19 protein-coding genes and 1 pseudogene are annotated in these 18,138 nt (G+C 34.8%); 9 read left to right on the top strand and 11 right to left on the bottom strand.

Translation table 11 applies throughout. The features are described from left to right. Nucleotides 1-104 precede the first annotated feature (104 nt). Nucleotides 105-255: pseudogene (locus tag DT250_RS32335) on the top strand (MBL fold metallo-hydrolase); the annotation flags it as partial. 514 nt (nucleotides 256-769) lie between these two features. Continuing rightward, the gene (locus DT250_RS20495) at nucleotides 770-1,192 is read left to right on the top strand and encodes a PH domain-containing protein (protein WP_149213640.1); all 423 of its coding nucleotides are present in this window, start codon (nucleotides 770-772) and stop codon (nucleotides 1,190-1,192) included. Between the two features lie 88 nt (nucleotides 1,193-1,280). Here the strand turns inward: DT250_RS20495 and fumC are convergent, their stop codons facing one another. From fumC to DT250_RS20480, 3 genes are all read right to left on the bottom strand, one after another. After that, nucleotides 1,281-2,669, bottom strand: coding sequence for a class II fumarate hydratase (fumC, locus tag DT250_RS20490; RefSeq protein WP_149213639.1), 1,389 nt, complete (start codon nucleotides 2,667-2,669; stop codon nucleotides 1,281-1,283). A gap of 123 nt (nucleotides 2,670-2,792) precedes the next feature. After that, nucleotides 2,793-4,196 (bottom strand): Na+/H+ antiporter NhaC, encoded by a 1,404-nt coding sequence (nhaC, locus tag DT250_RS20485; RefSeq protein ID WP_149213638.1) that lies wholly within the window; start codon nucleotides 4,194-4,196, stop codon nucleotides 2,793-2,795. A 324-nt stretch (nucleotides 4,197-4,520) separates the two neighbouring features. After that, nucleotides 4,521-5,180: a class I SAM-dependent methyltransferase gene (locus DT250_RS20480; protein ID WP_001104679.1), complete on the bottom strand. Its 660-nt coding sequence runs from the start codon at nucleotides 5,178-5,180 to the stop codon at nucleotides 4,521-4,523. A gap of 255 nt (nucleotides 5,181-5,435) precedes the next feature. Between DT250_RS20480 and DT250_RS20475 the strand changes: the two genes are divergently transcribed. Then, on the top strand, nucleotides 5,436-6,401 hold the full coding sequence (locus DT250_RS20475; RefSeq protein WP_149213637.1) for a DMT family transporter: 966 nt from the start codon (nucleotides 5,436-5,438) through the stop codon (nucleotides 6,399-6,401). A gap of 16 nt (nucleotides 6,402-6,417) precedes the next feature. Next, complete coding sequence (locus DT250_RS20470; RefSeq protein ID WP_087983249.1) at nucleotides 6,418-7,089, top strand: GntR family transcriptional regulator; 672 nt, start codon at nucleotides 6,418-6,420, stop codon at nucleotides 7,087-7,089. Nucleotides 7,090-7,145: 56 nt separating this feature from the next. Here DT250_RS20470 and fbpA read toward each other — a convergent pair whose 3' ends face one another. Together fbpA and DT250_RS20460 are read right to left on the bottom strand one after the other, a co-directional pair. After that, nucleotides 7,146-7,316: a Fur-regulated basic protein FbpA gene (fbpA, locus tag DT250_RS20465; RefSeq protein WP_087983147.1), complete on the bottom strand. Its 171-nt coding sequence runs from the start codon at nucleotides 7,314-7,316 to the stop codon at nucleotides 7,146-7,148. A 193-nt stretch (nucleotides 7,317-7,509) separates the two neighbouring features. Continuing rightward, complete coding sequence (locus DT250_RS20460) at nucleotides 7,510-8,409, bottom strand: cation diffusion facilitator family transporter (RefSeq protein ID WP_000510062.1); 900 nt, start codon at nucleotides 8,407-8,409, stop codon at nucleotides 7,510-7,512. A gap of 212 nt (nucleotides 8,410-8,621) precedes the next feature. On the opposite strand from DT250_RS20460, the gene DT250_RS20455 reads away from it, so the two are divergent. Further along, nucleotides 8,622-9,695 (top strand): WD40/YVTN/BNR-like repeat-containing protein, encoded by a 1,074-nt coding sequence (locus tag DT250_RS20455; RefSeq protein ID WP_149213636.1) that lies wholly within the window; start codon nucleotides 8,622-8,624, stop codon nucleotides 9,693-9,695. 40 nt (nucleotides 9,696-9,735) lie between these two features. On the opposite strand, the gene DT250_RS20450 is transcribed toward DT250_RS20455, so the two are convergent. Both DT250_RS20450 and DT250_RS20445 read right to left on the bottom strand, forming a co-directional pair. Continuing rightward, nucleotides 9,736-10,836 (bottom strand): DUF4179 domain-containing protein, encoded by a 1,101-nt coding sequence (locus tag DT250_RS20450; protein WP_149213635.1) that lies wholly within the window; start codon nucleotides 10,834-10,836, stop codon nucleotides 9,736-9,738. Next, nucleotides 10,833-11,399 carry a sigma-70 family RNA polymerase sigma factor gene (locus DT250_RS20445; RefSeq protein WP_088062940.1) on the bottom strand — a complete coding sequence of 189 codons (567 nt, stop codon included), beginning with the start codon at nucleotides 11,397-11,399 and terminating at the stop codon, nucleotides 10,833-10,835. Before DT250_RS20445 ends, DT250_RS20450 begins: the two co-directional genes overlap by 4 nt. A gap of 418 nt (nucleotides 11,400-11,817) precedes the next feature. Between DT250_RS20445 and asnB the strand changes: the two genes are divergently transcribed. After that, entirely contained in the window at nucleotides 11,818-13,641 is a 1,824-nt protein-coding gene (asnB, locus tag DT250_RS20440; protein WP_149213634.1) for an asparagine synthase (glutamine-hydrolyzing), read from the top strand. Nucleotides 13,642-13,683: 42 nt separating this feature from the next. Here asnB and DT250_RS20435 read toward each other — a convergent pair whose 3' ends face one another. After that, nucleotides 13,684-14,511: a PP2C family serine/threonine-protein phosphatase gene (locus tag DT250_RS20435; RefSeq protein WP_088062938.1), complete on the bottom strand. Its 828-nt coding sequence runs from the start codon at nucleotides 14,509-14,511 to the stop codon at nucleotides 13,684-13,686. Between the two features lie 124 nt (nucleotides 14,512-14,635). On the opposite strand from DT250_RS20435, the gene DT250_RS20430 reads away from it, so the two are divergent. Genes DT250_RS20430 through DT250_RS20420 form a run of 3 tightly spaced genes read left to right on the top strand, consistent with a single transcriptional unit; the run spans nucleotide 14,636 to nucleotide 16,256 of the window. After that, the gene (locus DT250_RS20430; protein ID WP_000651933.1) at nucleotides 14,636-15,046 is read left to right on the top strand and encodes a MarR family winged helix-turn-helix transcriptional regulator; all 411 of its coding nucleotides are present in this window, start codon (nucleotides 14,636-14,638) and stop codon (nucleotides 15,044-15,046) included. Next, entirely contained in the window at nucleotides 15,030-15,359 is a 330-nt protein-coding gene (locus tag DT250_RS20425; RefSeq protein ID WP_000545644.1) for a DUF3147 family protein, read from the top strand. The genes DT250_RS20430 and DT250_RS20425 overlap by 17 nt, the downstream gene beginning before the upstream one ends. A gap of 36 nt (nucleotides 15,360-15,395) precedes the next feature. Continuing rightward, nucleotides 15,396-16,256 carry an alpha/beta hydrolase gene (locus tag DT250_RS20420; protein ID WP_149213633.1) on the top strand — a complete coding sequence of 287 codons (861 nt, stop codon included), beginning with the start codon at nucleotides 15,396-15,398 and terminating at the stop codon, nucleotides 16,254-16,256. An 18-nt stretch (nucleotides 16,257-16,274) separates the two neighbouring features. Here DT250_RS20420 and DT250_RS20415 read toward each other — a convergent pair whose 3' ends face one another. From DT250_RS20415 to DT250_RS20405, 3 genes are all read right to left on the bottom strand, one after another. After that, nucleotides 16,275-16,646 (bottom strand): hypothetical protein, encoded by a 372-nt coding sequence (locus DT250_RS20415; protein WP_046959012.1) that lies wholly within the window; start codon nucleotides 16,644-16,646, stop codon nucleotides 16,275-16,277. 89 nt (nucleotides 16,647-16,735) lie between these two features. Next, entirely contained in the window at nucleotides 16,736-17,311 is a 576-nt protein-coding gene (locus DT250_RS20410; protein WP_149213632.1) for a histidine phosphatase family protein, read from the bottom strand. 157 nt (nucleotides 17,312-17,468) lie between these two features. Beyond that, nucleotides 17,469-18,110, bottom strand: a complete 642-nt coding sequence (locus tag DT250_RS20405) for a DUF3885 domain-containing protein (protein ID WP_098222385.1) — start codon at nucleotides 18,108-18,110, stop codon at nucleotides 17,469-17,471. Between the last annotated feature and the right edge of the window lie 28 nt (nucleotides 18,111-18,138).

The following is an 18,138-nucleotide window of genomic DNA, read 5'->3' as shown; positions in this document are numbered from 1 at the left end:
TTATAAAAAGAATTAAAGTAACAAAAAAGCGAATGTATTTAATACACTAATGAAGATAGGATGTGAAACAAAACATGACTATTCTGCAAGATCCTTGGTTTACTGTTAATCAAATTTACGGTTCACATCATACTCTTGGTCTCCCCTACTATACTGAAAGAACTAAAATACGCTATTCAATATTTGAGTGATAACAACCTCGTTCTACACGGAACTGGTATTCACTCATTCCAAAACTTCAGCATTCAATTTTAACTACAAAAAAGGTATTTCCATATATGGAAACACCTTTTATCCATTATATATTCTATTTATAACCTCGACTAAAGCCTTACTTACCTGTACAAATATATGCTTTCGATTTCCATCCTCAACAAATTTATTTGCACAACTACCCATGACCGTCATACAACTAATTATGAATAGCGCTAACTTTCTATTCTTGTAAGTCACTTCATACCTCTCCACTATTACAAAATTCCATTTAAATTTATCCCACTTTAATGGGCAGTAAGATCCCCACCTCAAAATTCAGCGAAAGCAAAGAAGTTAGGTGGGGGATCAACTGCCCATAAAAGTCCGATTGGTTTAACTAATAATCAGTGGGGGATGAAGAAAACCCCCCACTGATTAAAGTTTCACTTTATCCCATCAGGAAATTTTACATGAATAATAAAACGTGCGAATATGCAATTATGCATATATACACGTTTTATTACGATGTTGTGATTTAATTTAGTTAGAGTACACGTAAACCGAGGTGACTAACTTGAAATTCAAAGCGAAAAAGAATCCATTTCACGTCATTTTTATTACATTATTTATCACTATTTTTCTCGTTTCGCTATTCTTCCAAAATGAAAATTCTATTTTTTTCACTCTCATGATGCTGTTAAATATCGTGAATCTTTCTTCATTCTATTTCTCTCACTACGACGTAACGGAATCATCTCTTTTCGTAAAACATGGTTTCATACTGCGTACTGAAATTCCATTTGAAGATATTCGCCATATTACATACTCTGGCAAAACACTTCGCTCAGAAAAGTGGACTAGGCAGCAATTAGAAATCCATTACAATTTATTTGATTCTGTGACAACTTTCGTACCTCAAGAAGAAGAAAAGTTCATTTCACTCTTAAAAGAAAACTGTCCACAAATGAAAGTATTGAACATGCCTGCTAACAAATAATATATTTTGGCACTTGTAGTAATACAAATGGAAGTCATAAAAATAAATATCAAAAAAGCCAAGATTCTAAAGAATCTTGGCTTTTTTATTACTCTTTCGGAGCAATCATTTTTTTCGGATCGACAATTTCATTAAATTGTTCTTCTGTTAGTAGTCCAGATTGCAGTGCTGCTTCTTTTAACGTTAACCCTTCTTTATGAGCATGCTTCGCAATTTTCGCTGCATTTTCATATCCGATATGCGGGTTTAATGCTGTAACAAGCATTAATGAACGATTCACATTCTCTTTAATTACTTCTTCATCTGCTTCAATACCAACTGCACAATTATCATTAAATGAAACAATTGCATCCGCTAATAGATAAGCAGATTGTAAGAAGTTATATGCAATAACAGGTTTAAATACATTTAATTCAAAATTACCTTGGCTCGCTGCAAATCCGATTGTTGCGTCATTTCCCATTACTTGCGCTACAACCATCGTTAACGCTTCACTTTGCGTTGGATTTACTTTACCTGGCATAATAGAACTTCCTGGCTCATTTGCCGGAATAATAATTTCTCCTAGACCACTACGCGGACCACTTGCAAGCCAGCGCACATCGTTAGCGATTTTCATTAAATCAGCTGCTAATGCTTTTAATGCACCATGCGTATATACAACTTCATCATGACTTGTTAATGCGTGGAACTTATTTGGTGCAGTAATAAATTGCTTACCTGTAAATTGGCTAATTTCCTCTGACACCATCTCCCCAAACTTAGGATGAGCATTAATACCTGTTCCAACTGCAGTACCACCAATTGCAAGCTCTTTCATATATGTATTGCTCTCTGCAATCATACGCTCTGTTTTTTCAAGCATACGGTGCCATCCGCTAATTTCTTGCCCTAATGTTAACGGTGTTGCATCTTGTAAGTGTGTACGACCAATTTTTATAATATGTTCAAATGCAGTTACTTTTTCTGCTAGCGTTTCTTTTAATTTCGTAATTGCTGGTAATACGTGATTTTCCACTGCAATTACACATGCTACATGAAGCGCCGTTGGGAATGTATCATTTGAACTTTGAGACATGTTCACATCATCATTCGGATGAATATGCACGTCAGATCCCTTCTCTTTCAAAATTTGATTCCCACGATTTGCAATTACTTCATTCACATTCATATTTGACTGAGTACCGCTACCAGTTTGCCATACGACAAGTGGAAAATGTTCATTCCATTTCCCTGCGATTACTTCGTCAGCTGCTGCCACAATTGCTTCTGCTTTTTCTTCTGATAGCTTTCCTAATTTTTGATTACTAAGTGCTGCACTTTTCTTTAAAATGGCAAATGCTTTTACAATTTCAAGCGGCATTTGCTCTGTTCCAATCGGGAAGTTTTCTTTACTACGTTGTGTTTGTGCTGCCCATAATTTATCAGCTGGAACTTTTATTTCTCCTATTGTATCTTTTTCAATTCTGTACTCCATTTTTTCATCCCCTTGAAAATAAAATACCTACATTTCTCATTTTAACAGACTTTCACCCAAATGATAAGAATTCTCACTCTTATATATAAAAAAATACCTCCTGCCATCGCAGAAGGTATTTTTTTATGATGCTTGCTTTCCTTTTTCAACGTCATCTACATACCAAATGAATTTGCCTGTATATCCGTAAATAACTGCTAAAATTAACGATACGAAGCTTAACCACATAAACGGAACGTATGAAAACGTTGCTACACCTAAAATACCAGCCATAAAAATCCCATTATCAGACCATGGAACCATACCTGAAGTTAACGTTCCACCTACTTCTGAGTTACGTGCTAAAACACGGCGGTCTATTTTTAATTTATCATAGCTCTCTTCCATAATTTTCGGTGTTAAAATTAGTGATACGTACATCGCACAGCCAAATATATTCGCTAAGAATGCTACGATTAATGTAGACAATGTTACATTACCTGCAGAATTTAATTTCTTCTCAAATTTAGATACGATTACTTTTAAAACTCCTAGTTTTTCAAGTAATCCACCAAATCCTAAACCGAAAATAATAACGGCTACTGAGCCAAGCATACCGTTAATTCCACCACGGTTTAATAACTTGTCAACAAATTCAACACCAGATTGAATTGAGAATCCATTATACGCTGTTCCAATCGCCTCTCCAAAGTTCATTCCTTGGAAAAGAGTTGCCCAAATTGCACCAATTAAAGCTCCCATTGCAATTGTTGGCATAGACGGTTTCTTCATCGCTAATAGAGCGATAACAACGACCGCCGGAACAAGCATCCATATTTTAATATCAAATTCCTTTAATAAAGCTTCTTTTAAAAACTCTACTCGATTCAAATCTACATTATCGCCGCCATACATCCAACCAGCTACAGTAAACATAATGCTAGTAATAATATAAGCCGGAACATCTAATACGAGCATAGCTCGAACGTGAGCAATAACGTCTACTTTTGCCATAGACGCTGCAAGAACTGTACTATCAGAAAGTGGTGATAATTTATCGCCGAAATAAGCTCCTGAAAGAACTGCACCAGCAACAAGCGAAAGTGGTAAGCCAAGTCCTTCACCAATCGCCATCATAGCAATACCTGCTGTTCCTACTGTTCCCCATGATGTTCCTGTTGCGATAGAAGTAATTGAACAAATAATTAATGTTGCTAATAGGAATATGCTAGGGTGAATAAACTCTAATCCATAATAGATTAATGTTGGTACTACGCCACCAGCAATCCAAGTTCCAATTAAAGCACCTACCGCAACCAAAATCAGTATTGCTTCTAATCCGTTAGAAATCCCTTTCGTAATTGCATCTTGCAATTCTTGATAACGAAATCCTAATCTTAATCCAAGCGCAATTACTAAAAACCATGAAATAAATAGCGCTAATTGAATTGGGAGATCAAAAATCGTTTGGAAGGAAAAGACAACAGCAAGAAATAGTAATAAAAGAACTATGATTTCTAGCATCGATGGTAATCTTACACTTTTCATTTTTTTCTCTCCTTACAAGTCGATAACATGACGTATGTCGTCTTACATGTATGTAATATACAATTAGCGAAGACAAAACAAAATTTTCATATTATTTCGATTTATTTTTCCAGTATAATATAACACCTTTTCTATTGTAAAAGTAGATGTTACTTTTCGCAATGGAAAATATAAAAAATGTTACATTTTTATATAGAACAATCCAAAAATAACTTTTTTAATATTTGCCACAACAAAACTTTTTACTATTATCCTCCCCTTTTAAGGAATACCATTTTTCTCCACAAAAAAGCACACATCATTAAAATGATGCATGCTCCACTTTTATTTATACATATTTTGTATTTCTTCTTTATTTTTAAGTATTTCCACAAACTTCTCGCTACAACCTTTCGGAAATAACACTCCAAGCCCATATGAATGCTCAAACTGAAAATGAGGATACTTCGCTTTAACCTCATCCCAAAATTTATACACGCCGAAGTTTCGATCTTTCACCTCAATATCATGAAATAATACGATACCGTTATTCGCAAGTTTCGGTAACCATGTTTTATAGTCATGAGAAACTGCTTCATACGTATGATAGCCATCAATATGCAACAAATTTATCGTTCCATCTTGAAATTGATCAACAGCCTCATCAAAAGTAGATCGAATTAAATTACCTATATTTGGATAACTCATGTTTACCACTTTATCTACGATTTGGAAAACACCTTCTCCATATGGACCTGTATGCCCGTCTCCTGTCCAAGTATCTACAGCAAAACATTTTGTAGCTAATCCCCCATCCTTTACCCCTTGACAAAAACTGAAAAAAGAAGCGCCTAGATGTGTACCTAGCTCAACTAATATTTCGGGTTTTTCAAATCTTACTAAATCGTATGCGAACTCCAAATGCCCAAGCCACGCAGTATTCGCACGAATAAATGGACTAAAATTATCAAATTCAAATGTTGGTTTATGAGTAACCCAGTTCATCGCGTATCTCCTTCTACACATATTTTTAACAAACCAAATTACTCTTATCTTTATTTTTTTATCCTCTTGATTATGATTTATTTTTATAATTTTATCTCACTTTATTTCACCTCCTCACTTGTATCGTAAACATAACTGGAACTACTAAAATTCCCACCTTATAACACAGAAATTTCAGTTTATTTTTTATTCATTTCGTGATATATTGCATATTGTATCCGAAACGAATTTGTAGAAAAGGAGAATAAAAACTATATGGATCCAAATCGTTTAAAAGGAATCATTATGGTTGTAATTGGTGCTTGTTTATGGGGATTGTCCGGAACAGCTGCACAACAACTTTTTCAATATGAAAATGTTTCTACTGAATGGTTAGTTACAATTCGATTGCTTATATCTGGCGTTATCTTGCTCCTTATTTCATCATTCGGAACGAGAAAAAAAGAAATATTCGGCATATGGAAACAAAAATCTGATGCTACTAAAATGATATTGTTTGGCCTATTCGGTATGCTTGCTGTACAGTACACGTACTTCGCTTCTATTAAAGAAGGGAACGCTGCCGTCGCAACATTATTGCAATATTTAGCTCCTATATTTATTACTGCATACTTACTTTTCAAATGGAACGTTCGGCCATCAAAAATTGATTTCATTTCCATTACCCTTTCATTAGTAGGCACTTTTCTCTTACTAACAAATGGGTCTGTTCATAACTTGGCTGTTTCTACACCGGCTATTATTTGGGGTATTTTATCTGGGTTATCTCTTGCTTTTTATAGTTTATATTCCAAGGAATTACTAGAAAGCTGGTCTTCCTCTGTTATCGTTGGATGGGGCATGATTATTGGGGGTATTGGCGTTACGATTCTACACTTTATTTCTACAAACGAATTCATTTTATTATCGACTATGAAATATGTAAAACTAAGTACCCTACCGCTCATCACATTTGTCGTCATTTTCGGAACACTGATTGCATTTTATTTATACTTAGACAGCATACGATACCTGACTCCGAAAGAAACGACATTATTCGGTTGTACTGAACCACTCGCAGCTATTATTTCTTCTGTACTTATATTACACGTACCCTTTCAATCTTTTCAGTTATTAGGGGCTTTTTGTGTCATTGTAATGGTGCTCATCTTAAGCCAAAAACCGGATGAAGGGAAACAAGAATTAAAGTTTGTTCATGAGAAAAAAGAAAATATACAATGAAAGGATTGAATTCACTATGCCTATCCCTCAAAATTATAAAAAACAAGGAAGAGTTTCGGCAAAATCACTCGTTTTAAATCAACTACAAGATTGGATTATTGAAGGTGTACTGCAGCCTGATGAAAAAATTAATGATGGGGAGTTGGCTGAAGCACTAGGAGTAAGCAGAACACCTGTAAGAGAAGCACTTCAAATATTGGAACTTTCTGGATTAGTGGAAATGGTACCTGGGCAAAAAACAAAAATTGCTCCTATTAAGTTAGACGACATTCCTATCATTTATGAAACGATGGCTGGTCTTCACTCTATTATAGGAAAGCAAGCACTTCAAAACATTACAGACGCTGATCTGAAACTACTTTCTGAAATAAATGCTGATTTTCAGCGCTCTATAGAGAAGAAAAACGCAAAACAAGCTTTAAAACTAGATATACAATTTCACAATACAATTTCTTCTATTGCTAAAAACCAATATATTGAACCCTTTCTAGAAAATATGCAACTTCACGTTTTACGCCTTGAATATTTGTTTTTCCAAAACTTTGTTCCAGCAAGTCAATCTATTGAAGAACATCACTCTATCATTCAAGCATTGCAAAAGCAGGACGAAAAACAAATAGAACAAATGATGTCTCAAAACTGGCTCCGTCCAATGAAAGAAATATCAAAAATAATTTCTACGAAATAATAATAGAGCTGGTTACACAAACTCGTAACCAGCTCACCTTTTACTAATCTATATAGTTATGCCTGAATATCCGCATATTTTTCCATATCTTCGTACTCTTTTTCCAATTCCTCTAAAGACAGCTCGTATAATTGTCGGTCGCGAATTTTAAACACACCTGCTCCAATTAACTCATCAATTAAATGCCTCTTACGATTTTCAACAGCAAAACGGAGTTGACTACTCATCTTTTAAAAAACTCCTTTCTACGATCATTGAAAATGATAATCTTTATCAATTACCACTTTTGATTATAAAAGATGACTCTTTATAAGTAAAGTAATTTCATGAAATATTTACCTTACAAAGTATTTGTGGCCACATTATATATATGTATGCCGTGCGAAAAATGTTATGACACATTTTCTTATCCTTTTTCTTTCATACTTTGCAAGTTGTCTCACTATGATTAAATTCACCATCTATTTCTACTTGAATGGTGACATGTTCTACATGAAACTTCTCCTTTAATACATCCGTAGCCTCTTTTAATACATTTTGCGTTTCATCACCTTTAATAATCAAATGGCAAGTTAATACTTGAAAATCAGATGTGACAGACCATATGTGCAAATCATGAACTTCTTTTACAACCGTAATATTTAATAATGTACTTTTTACCTCTTCAACATTTATGTGCTGGGGTGCACCTTCCATTAATATATGGACCGTATCACGTGTTACACGCCATCCACTAATAATGACTAAAATAGACACAAGAATACTAGCAATCGCATCCGCAACAGTCCATCCGAAAAATTTAATAAGTAGCGCAGCAATAATCGCTCCAACTGATCCTAATAGATCGCCTAATACGTGTAAGAAAGCACTTCTTAAATTCAAATTCCCCTTCACATCTCCGCCTCTCATTAATATCCAAGCTGATAAAATATTAATAAGCAGACCAAGTACAGCAATAATGAGCATCCCATTACTAGCAATCTCAACTGGCTCTTTAAAACGGCGAATTGCTTCAATAAAAATGTATACTGAAATGACAATAAGAACGACACCGTTACATAATGCCGCTAACATTTCGACTCGCTTATACCCATATGTTTTCGCAGTTGTTGCTGTTTTTTCTCCGAGCTTGAACGCAAGTAAACTTAACGCTAAGGATACTGCATCACTTAACATATGCCCCGCGTCAGATAATAGTGCTAAGCTATTTGTTACAAATCCCCCAATAACTTCAGCAATCATAAAACTTGTCGTTAATACGAAAGCGATTAGTAACGCTTTTTTATTGTTAGAATGACCGTGATCATGTGAATGTCCCATACGAATGCTCCTTTAAGTGCAATATCTGTATGTTAGTATGAAACAAACTCCCCCTCTTTATCCCCCATTAACTGCCCATAAACGTCCGCTTCCTCTACCTACACACTTCGCTATTTTTCAAACAAGTCCTTTTTCTCAACAAAAAATAAGACTACTTCTTTTTCAGCTTCATATTGTTTACTAATGAAAGAATTTTTAAGGAGGTTACTAAAATGAAACGTTTATTTCTCTGTATGGAGCGAGAACTTGTTGTAGTGAAAGAACAATATGGTCACTTTGAAACAGCGTATCACTTACAAAATATGCAACCTACCTGTATCGCTGTTGATCCATTTCAAAAGAATCGTGTATACTGCGGAACATTTGGACGAGGTTTATGGTTAAGCGACGATGGCGGGGATTCGTGGAAACCGATTGGAGATTCATATCGTTACTTTGATTTCCCTAAAGAAGATGGTATTTTACACTCTTCGATAACTTCCATTACGATAAGTCCTAATGAACAAGTTAACGGCTATGGCGTCGTTTATGTCGGCTCAGAACCGAGCGCTTTATTCCGTTCTGAAAATGGTGGTGAAACGTGGACTGAACTTAAAAATATGAAATCATTATTATCTTCTTATACGTGGGCTTTTCCGCCTAGACCTTTCACCCATCATGTACGCTGGATTACAGTTGATCCAAACAATCCAAATACAATCCATGTTTCAATTGAAGCTGGTGCTGTTATTCAAAGTAATGATAGAGGGCATACTTGGATTGATAAAAAATTCGGTGCTCCTATCGATGCGCATCAATTGCTTATGCACCCTGAAGCTCCAAATCGCCTTTATGCATCATGTGGTGATGGTTTTATGGGCGGACCTGATCGCGCATACCTTGAAAGTTATAACAGTGGAAACAGCTGGATCTCATGCAGTGAAGGACTTGAACACCATTATTTATACAGCATGGCTATTGATCCAGCTGATTGCAATACAATTCTCGTTTCTGCCGCACCAAGCGCTGACCTCGCCCATCACCATATTCCTTATGAATCTTATATTTATCGTAAAACGAAAGATACTCCTTTCGAGCAAGTGCAACAAGGTCTACCATCTGCAATTGGTACAGTCATTTCAATGTTTGCTACAAATCCAGCAGAACCACATACGTTTTACACTTTAAATAACAATGGCGCCTTTCAATCCAAAGATAGCGGCGAATCGTGGGAACAATTAAACATTCCGTGGAAAGATGAGTATAAAACGCAGCATCCACATGCATTACTCGTTACTAGTTCTTAACGAAAAAAAGACTGCCTAATGGTTTTAGGCAGTCTCTTTTTTATTTCTTTAAATCAATTACGATATCATCTAGAACAATATCTTTACTCTTCGCTTCTTTTTTCGGCACTTCAATTTTCTTCTCTTTTCCATTCACATATTCCACTCCACCATGATTTTCAGGTGTATGAACTCGTAAGTGCACACGAGGTGTAACGATAAGCTTTGTTACATTTTCGTTTAACTTTTGGAATGTAGCACTCCATCGAATATTGTAAGGATCGTTTCCACTTCCCCCATTTCCTTCACCCGAATAATCATTCCCTAAATCATCCTTAACCGTCAATTCAACATCTACACTATCCCATTCTTTCCTCGCACCCTTAGAAACTTCTTGATTGTAATAAAGAATAAATGAAACCGGCGATATTGCGACCTTTTCCATATTTGCTTTTATACCTTCTTTTTCCGAACTTCCACCAATTGTTCTCTCTTTACTATCCATTGATTTTACAGTTAATGCGAAATTCCAATTACCTTGTATTGATTTTTTCCTATCTGGCATCTCTATTCCCTCTATATTCCATCTAAAGTTTACTTTGTCCTTTTTATTAATATCATGGTGCGTCGTTGTTACCATACCTACATACTTTTTTTCAGTAACTTTAGTCATTTTCCCACTTCCTGAACTACCATGAGCGTCCATTATATCCAATCCGCCTAATATAATAGGATCATCCCCTAAGTCTTGCTCACTTTCCAGTGAATACGTTATAGATAATGTTCTGCCATCAGAAATTACATCATTAATTGTAACCTTAACCCCATTACTCTCCCTCGTCATATTCAATTCAGTCGAAAACTCTTTATAATTTTCATATAACCCTGTTCTACCATTATCTAAAAATCGGAATATGTCACCTACAATTGGCAATCCCCCGGCATATGTAGGAAACCCGATACCAAGCGTTGCAACTGATAACCCTACTAAAATAGATGCAGCAGCAACACCTTTTTTCCAACTTTTCATCTTTTTCTTCGTACGTATCGATTGTTTTACATTACGTTTCACTTTTTCTTTTTCAATTTCAGAAGCCTCAATTTCCTCAATTTCTTTTTCATCTATATCAATATCATTTAATAGTTCATAAATGTCTTTCATATTGCACTACCTCCAAAACTAATTTTCGTAGCATTTTGTTGTAGTTTCTTTTTTCCACGGTACACACGATTATCGATCGCTGCCCGAGTTAACCCTAACTTATCTCCTATTTCTTCTGTCTTCATACCGAGAAGATATTTCATAATGAACACCTTTTGATCTAACGGTTCTAATTGATTAATAAGCTTCAATAACTCTTCCCTATCTTCCATAACGATTAATTCATCTTCCGCTGACTTTTCCGTACTAATATGAAACTCATCTGAAATAATTTCTACTTTTCTAGTCGCTTTCCGGTAATAATCAATCGCTTTAAATTTCGCAATCGCCGCTATCCATTTTTTAAAGTCACTCGGCTCTCCATGAAATTTATTTGCGTTATTCCAAATGGAAAGAAATATATCGTTTACACATTCCTCTATTAATCCATCATTTTGAACCGGAAGAAGGATTTTATGCGTTATTCCTTTTATAAGTGGTAAATATGTATCGACAACGAATTCTAGCGCATCTTCTTTTTGCCGTTGTAATCTTTTTATAAAATTTTTCTCATTTGATTTCATGTAGCGATTCCCCTTATTTTTTTGTAAAAGCTTTTACACCCTATATAACGTCTTACAAAATATTTTCTCTCATCTTTTTTATTTTTTGTATGTTATGGAATACTTTCCCTACGCCATTGTCTCACATAACTATGTATTACAAGAAAATTTTCTCAAGTCTGCAATTTAATTCATGTAGTACACTATTTATATAGTCATTCTTTAACTTGGTGTACATTTTACTCCGCATTAACGGGCAATAAATCCCACCTCAAAATTGGGCGAGTGCGAGGAAGTTAGGTGGGAGATAACTGTCCGTAAAAGCCCGATTGGTTCAACTAATAATCAGTGGGGGATGGAAAAAACCCCCACTGATTAAAGTTTCACTTTATTTCATTAATCTACTTTTCAACATTTTAAACTAGGAGATGAGATGTGTATGTGTGGAATTACAGGCTGGGTAAATTGGAATAAGGATCTTTCCAATGAACATGTTATTTTAGAAAAGATGGCAAATAGTATCCAGCATCGCGGTCCGGATGCTGAAGGATTTTGGTTTTCACCTCGTGCGACCTTTGCACACCGTCGGTTAATCGTAATTGATCCAGAAGGCGGGACACAACCAAAAACATTTCGTGCTGGTGATTATACGTATGCTCTTACTTATAATGGAGAAATTTATAATTTCCGTGAACTGAGAGAGCAACTTCAACAATGTGGTCATGCATTTGAAACGCATTCAGATACAGAAGTATTACTACATGCTTATTTAGAATGGAAAGAAGATTGCGTACAACATTTAAATGGTATTTTTGCCTTTGCAATATGGGATGATCAAAAGCAACAATTATTTTTAGCACGTGATCATTTAGGCGTAAAGCCACTCTTTTATACAGAAAGAAATGACAGTATTATTTTCGGATCCGAAATAAAAGCGCTATTAGCCCATCCATCTGTCCCTGCTGAAATTGATGCAGATGGCATAAACGAAATATTTGGATTAGGATTATTTCGAACTCCAGGATGTGGCGTCTTTAAACATATTCAAGAAGTACGTGCTGGACATTCTATAACGTTTACACGTGATAAAAAAGTAGTTAAGAAATATTGGAATTTAGAAAGTAAAGTTCATACAGACTCTACTGCAGATACATCATCACATATTTTATCTATTTTACAAGATACAGTAAAAAGACAATTAATTGCCGATGTTCCTCTCGTTTGTATGTTATCAGGCGGATTAGATTCTAGTGGTATTACTGCACTAGCGGGTAAAGAGTTTGCAGCGGAAAATAAAACACTTCATACGTATTCCGTTGACTTTGTAAATAGTGCAAAAGATTTCGAGCTAACATTTGCTCGCACTGGTTTAGACGCTCCTTGGGTAAAACGTGTTTCCGAACATGTAGGGACATCTCATCATGACATTATTGTGAATGCTGAAGAATTAGCAAATCACTTATTCGTCCCTCTCCGTGCAAAAGATTTACCGAGTGCTGGCGAAATGGAAACTTCACTATATTTACTATTTTGCGAAATGAAAAAAGATGCAACTGTAGCTTTATCCGGCGAATCTGCTGATGAAGTATTCGGCGGGTATCCTTGGTTTCATCAAGAGGATTTACTATTTGTCGATAAATTTCCTTGGCTAACAAATTGGAAAAACACTTCCCCTCTTCTACTAAATGAAGTAAATAACCAATGCAACTTAGAAAACTATATTGATACACGCTTCCAAGAAGCGATTCTTGAAGTACCTACTCTTGAAGGGGAAAGTAAAAAATCCGCGAAACAACGCCAAATGTTTTATTTATTTTTAACGAGATTTCTCCCGTTCTTACTTGATCGTAAAGATCGTATGAGTATGGCTGTAGGCTTTGAAGTACGTGTACCGTTTTGCGATTATAGATTAGTTGAATATTTATGGAACGTTCCTTTCAATATAAAAAGCATTGATAATATTGAAAAAGGCATTTTACGTAGAGCACTGCAACCTGCTTTACCTGACGATGTACGCAATAGAAGAAAAAGTGCTTATCCAACTTCACAAGATCCACATTATTTACAAACAATCCGTCATTTATCACTCGACTTGTGCAGTAATAAAAACAATCCTATTTTCTCACTTATTAATCATTCCACATTACTTGCCATTGCCGATGAAAGCAATAAAGAAATTAACAATTTTGAAGCAAGAAGTGCTATGGAATATATGCTACAAGTAAATGAATGGTTGAAAACGTATCATATTCATATTGCTTAACAAAAAGGAGTTCAAGGATAAAAACCTTGAACTCCTTTTATATTAATTAGCGCATTTTTTATTTTCAGTATCAATGGACCATCCAATAATTGTGGCACAATCTCTACCTTTCCACTGCAGTACATTTGTTAATACTGGCTCAATCTGTAAGCAACTTCCGTCGTGCAATATTTCTACTAAAGATTGATCATCATCAAATTTTCGTTTATCACACTCTAAAATACCGTCCGTTGCCATTACAATGTGATTCATTCCTTTTTCTAATCCTCTGACACCTGATGTAAAGCAAGGTGTATTTGCAGCAAAAATATTTTTCCTACCAATATATTCGTAATTCTTCCGTTTATTTAACCGCCCTTTACCATTCTTCGTTTTTTCAGAATGGAATAAATATGCGAAGCAATCACCAACTGATAGCCAATATAAAAATTCGCCTTTTCGCAAACAAATTAAGCATGCAAGTTCCTCATCATCTTGATCACATTTTTCAATAAACAATTCATCTGTAAATAACGCTAATAAGTACATATGCGTATGATGAAAAGCTAAATGTATCGGGTAAGAAAATAACTCTTTTAGTTTCTCTTTTCTTGCTGAAATTGCTTCTATTATATAATCAATATTTTTTGTTTTGTGGTGTGTATCAAAAATCATAACAAATTCAAATTGTAATTCAGGATCCCACCAAGCAAGTACCGCATCTCCTCGTTCATATGCATCACTCTCTTGATTTCCCCCATATACGCCGACTGAAAGAGGACCACATTTTTCAACATGTATTTCATCTACATACATCTGTTCATGACTCATCCATTTGAATGTATTCACAGCTATCATCCTCTCTCTTGCTAAATGTATACCTTTACACATAGATTACCTTATATTTCAATAAAAATAAACTTTTTCAACATTTTTTATCCAAATAAAAGGATTTTATTTCTACGTTCACGAATATATCTTACTATACGATATAAAAACAGGGGGATTTATCATTATGAAAGACATCAATCAACATTGGGAGAGCATTTATTATCACTTACGATATGAGTATGAGGATAACCTTTCTCACCAAGCCATTCGTATTTTACAACTCATTTCTCGTGAGAAAGATATAACAATTGGAAAAGTCGCTACTGAGCTTAGTCTCTCTCATAACACAGCATCAGAACATGTAAAGCGCCTCATTCAAAAAGGATTTATTATAAAAGAAAGAAACAAACAAGATGAAAGGGTCGTAAACCTTACTTTAACGAAAGAAGGCATTGAAATATTAGAAAAGCATACTTTACTAGATAAAGAAAAGATAAAAATATTAGAATCACAGTTATCAAAAGAAGAACAACAATTAATTGAAAAAGCCTTTTCGTTATTAGCGAAGGAGGCAAAATATGCATTTCCTCGTTAAAGTAATCGTTTCTGCACTTATTATTGGCGTTATTACTGAAGTCGCTAAACATTATAGTACGATAGGCGGCTTTATTGCTGCCCTTCCTCTTGTAAGTTTACTAAGCCTATTTTGGATTTCTTTAGAAGGCGGGAACAAACAAGAATTAAGTCAATTTGCTATAGGCGTATTATATGGATTTCCTGCATCCGCACTACTACTATTTATCGTCTATATTGGTCTAAAAAACTCATTTTCACTTAGTACATCTGTCCTGTTTGGTATAGGTGTTTGGTGTATCGTTTTTGCTTGTCAAAAATTATTTCAAGCTTAGTTAGGAGGGTTTATTATTTATAAATTTGTAGAGGTATTGGAGCAAACTATAGAAGTATATACAAAAGGAAGTAGTAAACAAACGGTAGTTATTCAGACCGGAATGGGTTGCTCATTTTATGATTGGCTCCCTATTATAGAAAAACTTTCACAACATTTTACAGTCATTTCATACCATCGCCCAGGTTACGGAAAAAGTGAACTAGGAAATTATTCGCGTACTACAAGACAAGCGACAAACGAACTTCATATGTTACTACATGAACTTGCTATTCACGAGCCTATCATTTTAATCGGTCATTCCTATGGAGGCTTATGTGCACAACATTTTGCGATGTTACATGAAGATAAGTTGCAAGCACTTATTTTAGTTGATTCTACTTCCATGAACTTACACCGACTAGATGAACTTTATTTACCAATTTCTGATCAAACGGATTCGGATGATATGTGGCTTCAAAAATATAATACATACTCCAAAATGGATATAGACATGCTTAATAATGAACTAAAACCTATACTCGTTGATCAATCAAGACAGTACATTGAATTTTCTACCTCCCCTCTATTATATAAAGCGACAGCTTCTGAACTATGTGCGTGGAAAAATTGTGCTCGCTTAATAAAAGAGTTATATAAAACATTAGAAACACCTTTAATCGTTATTGGTAGGGACCCTCAATATTCTATTACTCAGTTGACTGAGGATGGCATGCCAAAAGAGGAAGCAACACAACTAGAAACAATGTGGCAAGAACTGATTCATGAACAATTACAACTCTCAATAAATAGCCAATATATACTTGCCGAACATGCTGGTCACGGAATTGAAAATACTCGACCAGATATTATTATTGAAGCAATTCACTCCTTGCAAATAAAAAAAGGAAGCAACTAACGCTGCTTCCTTACTTATCTATTCATAATCTTCTTCATCATCGATTTCTTCATAATACGAATTCCCATTACTTACATATATAGGGCCATTCGCAACGTCAATACGTAATACCCATGCCCATGGCACAGCTAAACGCTTATGTATTGCTCGCCAAAAGCTCATTGATTTTCTTTCGTACTCCTGGAACTCCTGAAGTAACTCTTTGTAGGAGGAACCGTCTAACTGAATATTTGCTTCTAACAAACGAGAATGGGCATAGTACTGCAGCTCTAGTTCAGCAGCAATTTCCATTTCTTCTTCCGTTGCCATACCAATAATTGCTCCATCTGCTGGTACAATTTCAAATACGTTCTGAACTTCAATAAGCCCTTCTTTCTCTTTCTCAAACATGTAAACAGCCTCCTTTAACACATATTTTTTATGTTACAAAGTCATACTTCTACAATAACTTCTCCCTTTCCTCTTTTTTTGATAAACTTTTACAAATTATTTATCTGATAATCTGTAGACTGTATTCTTTCAGCAGAACTGAAACAATTATTATCAAAAGTTAATTTATACACGTCAGGCATATGAAGGGTTTTCCAAAACTGAAAATCATATTTCGAATCAAAATAATTCATTAGTAATACCATAATATTCCCATGAGTACCTATTACAATATTCTTACCTTTATATTTTTTTAATATACTTTGCATACATATTACAGCACGTCTTTGCGCTACATCATTTGATTCTCCGCCTTCGTATGCAAAAGTCCAGTCTTCCCATACCTTCTGAAGAGCATCATTAAAATCCTGTACTGGTTCTTTACTTAATAGCCTTTCCCGTAAATCTTCTTCCAGTTGTATTGATAAATTATATGTATTCGCAATTCCTTGCACAGTTTGCATTGCCCTTTTGTACGGACTAGAAATCACAACATCAATATGTTTATCTTTTAATAAGCGTGTTACATGCTGCGTATCTAACAAACCTTTTTCAGATGAAGGCCTTTCCCGTTCTTCTTTTGTATATGTAGAGTGGGCATGGCGAACAAAATATATTGTCGTCATTCATTCATCCCCCTTTTCTGTTTCTATCCAAATTCAATACATTACCATCAAATCCCTTTACCTTTATAATAAGTGCTGTCAAATTTGAATGTTGATTTTCATATTAACAAAAGGGAAACACCTCTATGGTATTTCCCTCATTTAAAATAGACTACATTCAATTAAATACTTTATCAATTTTATTTCTGTCGTATTCTAATATCCAATCATTATATGTATGATAAATATCTCTAATTGTATTAGGAGAGGTAGCTAATACATCACAACCCCTATCATCATAAACGTGAAATATAGTATTCTTGTTAATATTTATGAAATACACCCTATGAAAAATACGCGGTTTTATTCCCATATCTTGATTACAAATTGCTTTTAGCATAGGAATGTATTTCAAGTCTGAAACTTTACATTTCAAAGTATATCTATGAGTTTTATATACCCCGTCTTCATCGTCTTCTGGAAAAATATAAGGGATTGTATTTTTCTGTAACTTAAACAAATCGGACTTCTCTTTTACATACTTAGAAAAGATATTCAATTTGTGTTTGAAAATTTCACCGTCTGCATAGTCATTTACATCCACTACGATATAAATATCATCTTCTGTTGCATGTAAAGACTGAAATAAAGTAATCGCTCTATTATAAACGCCTTCTAAATATGGGCAGTTTTCATAAATGTTATTGCAATCATAGTTCACACCTAATCTAAAGCGAATACCAATATCCCCATTATAAAATAGAGGTGGTCTAAGTTCTAAATTTGGAAACGTTTCAAGCATATACTCATTCAACCTCATCTCAACACCTACCTTTAATAGCACCTTG

The organism is Bacillus sp. AR2-1, from assembly GCF_008368755.1.
Taxonomy (GTDB): domain Bacteria; phylum Bacillota; class Bacilli; order Bacillales; family Bacillaceae_G; genus Bacillus_A; species Bacillus_A wiedmannii.
The sequence above is the reverse complement of the archived record's forward strand: the minus strand, read 5'-3'. Positions and strand labels throughout refer to the sequence as shown.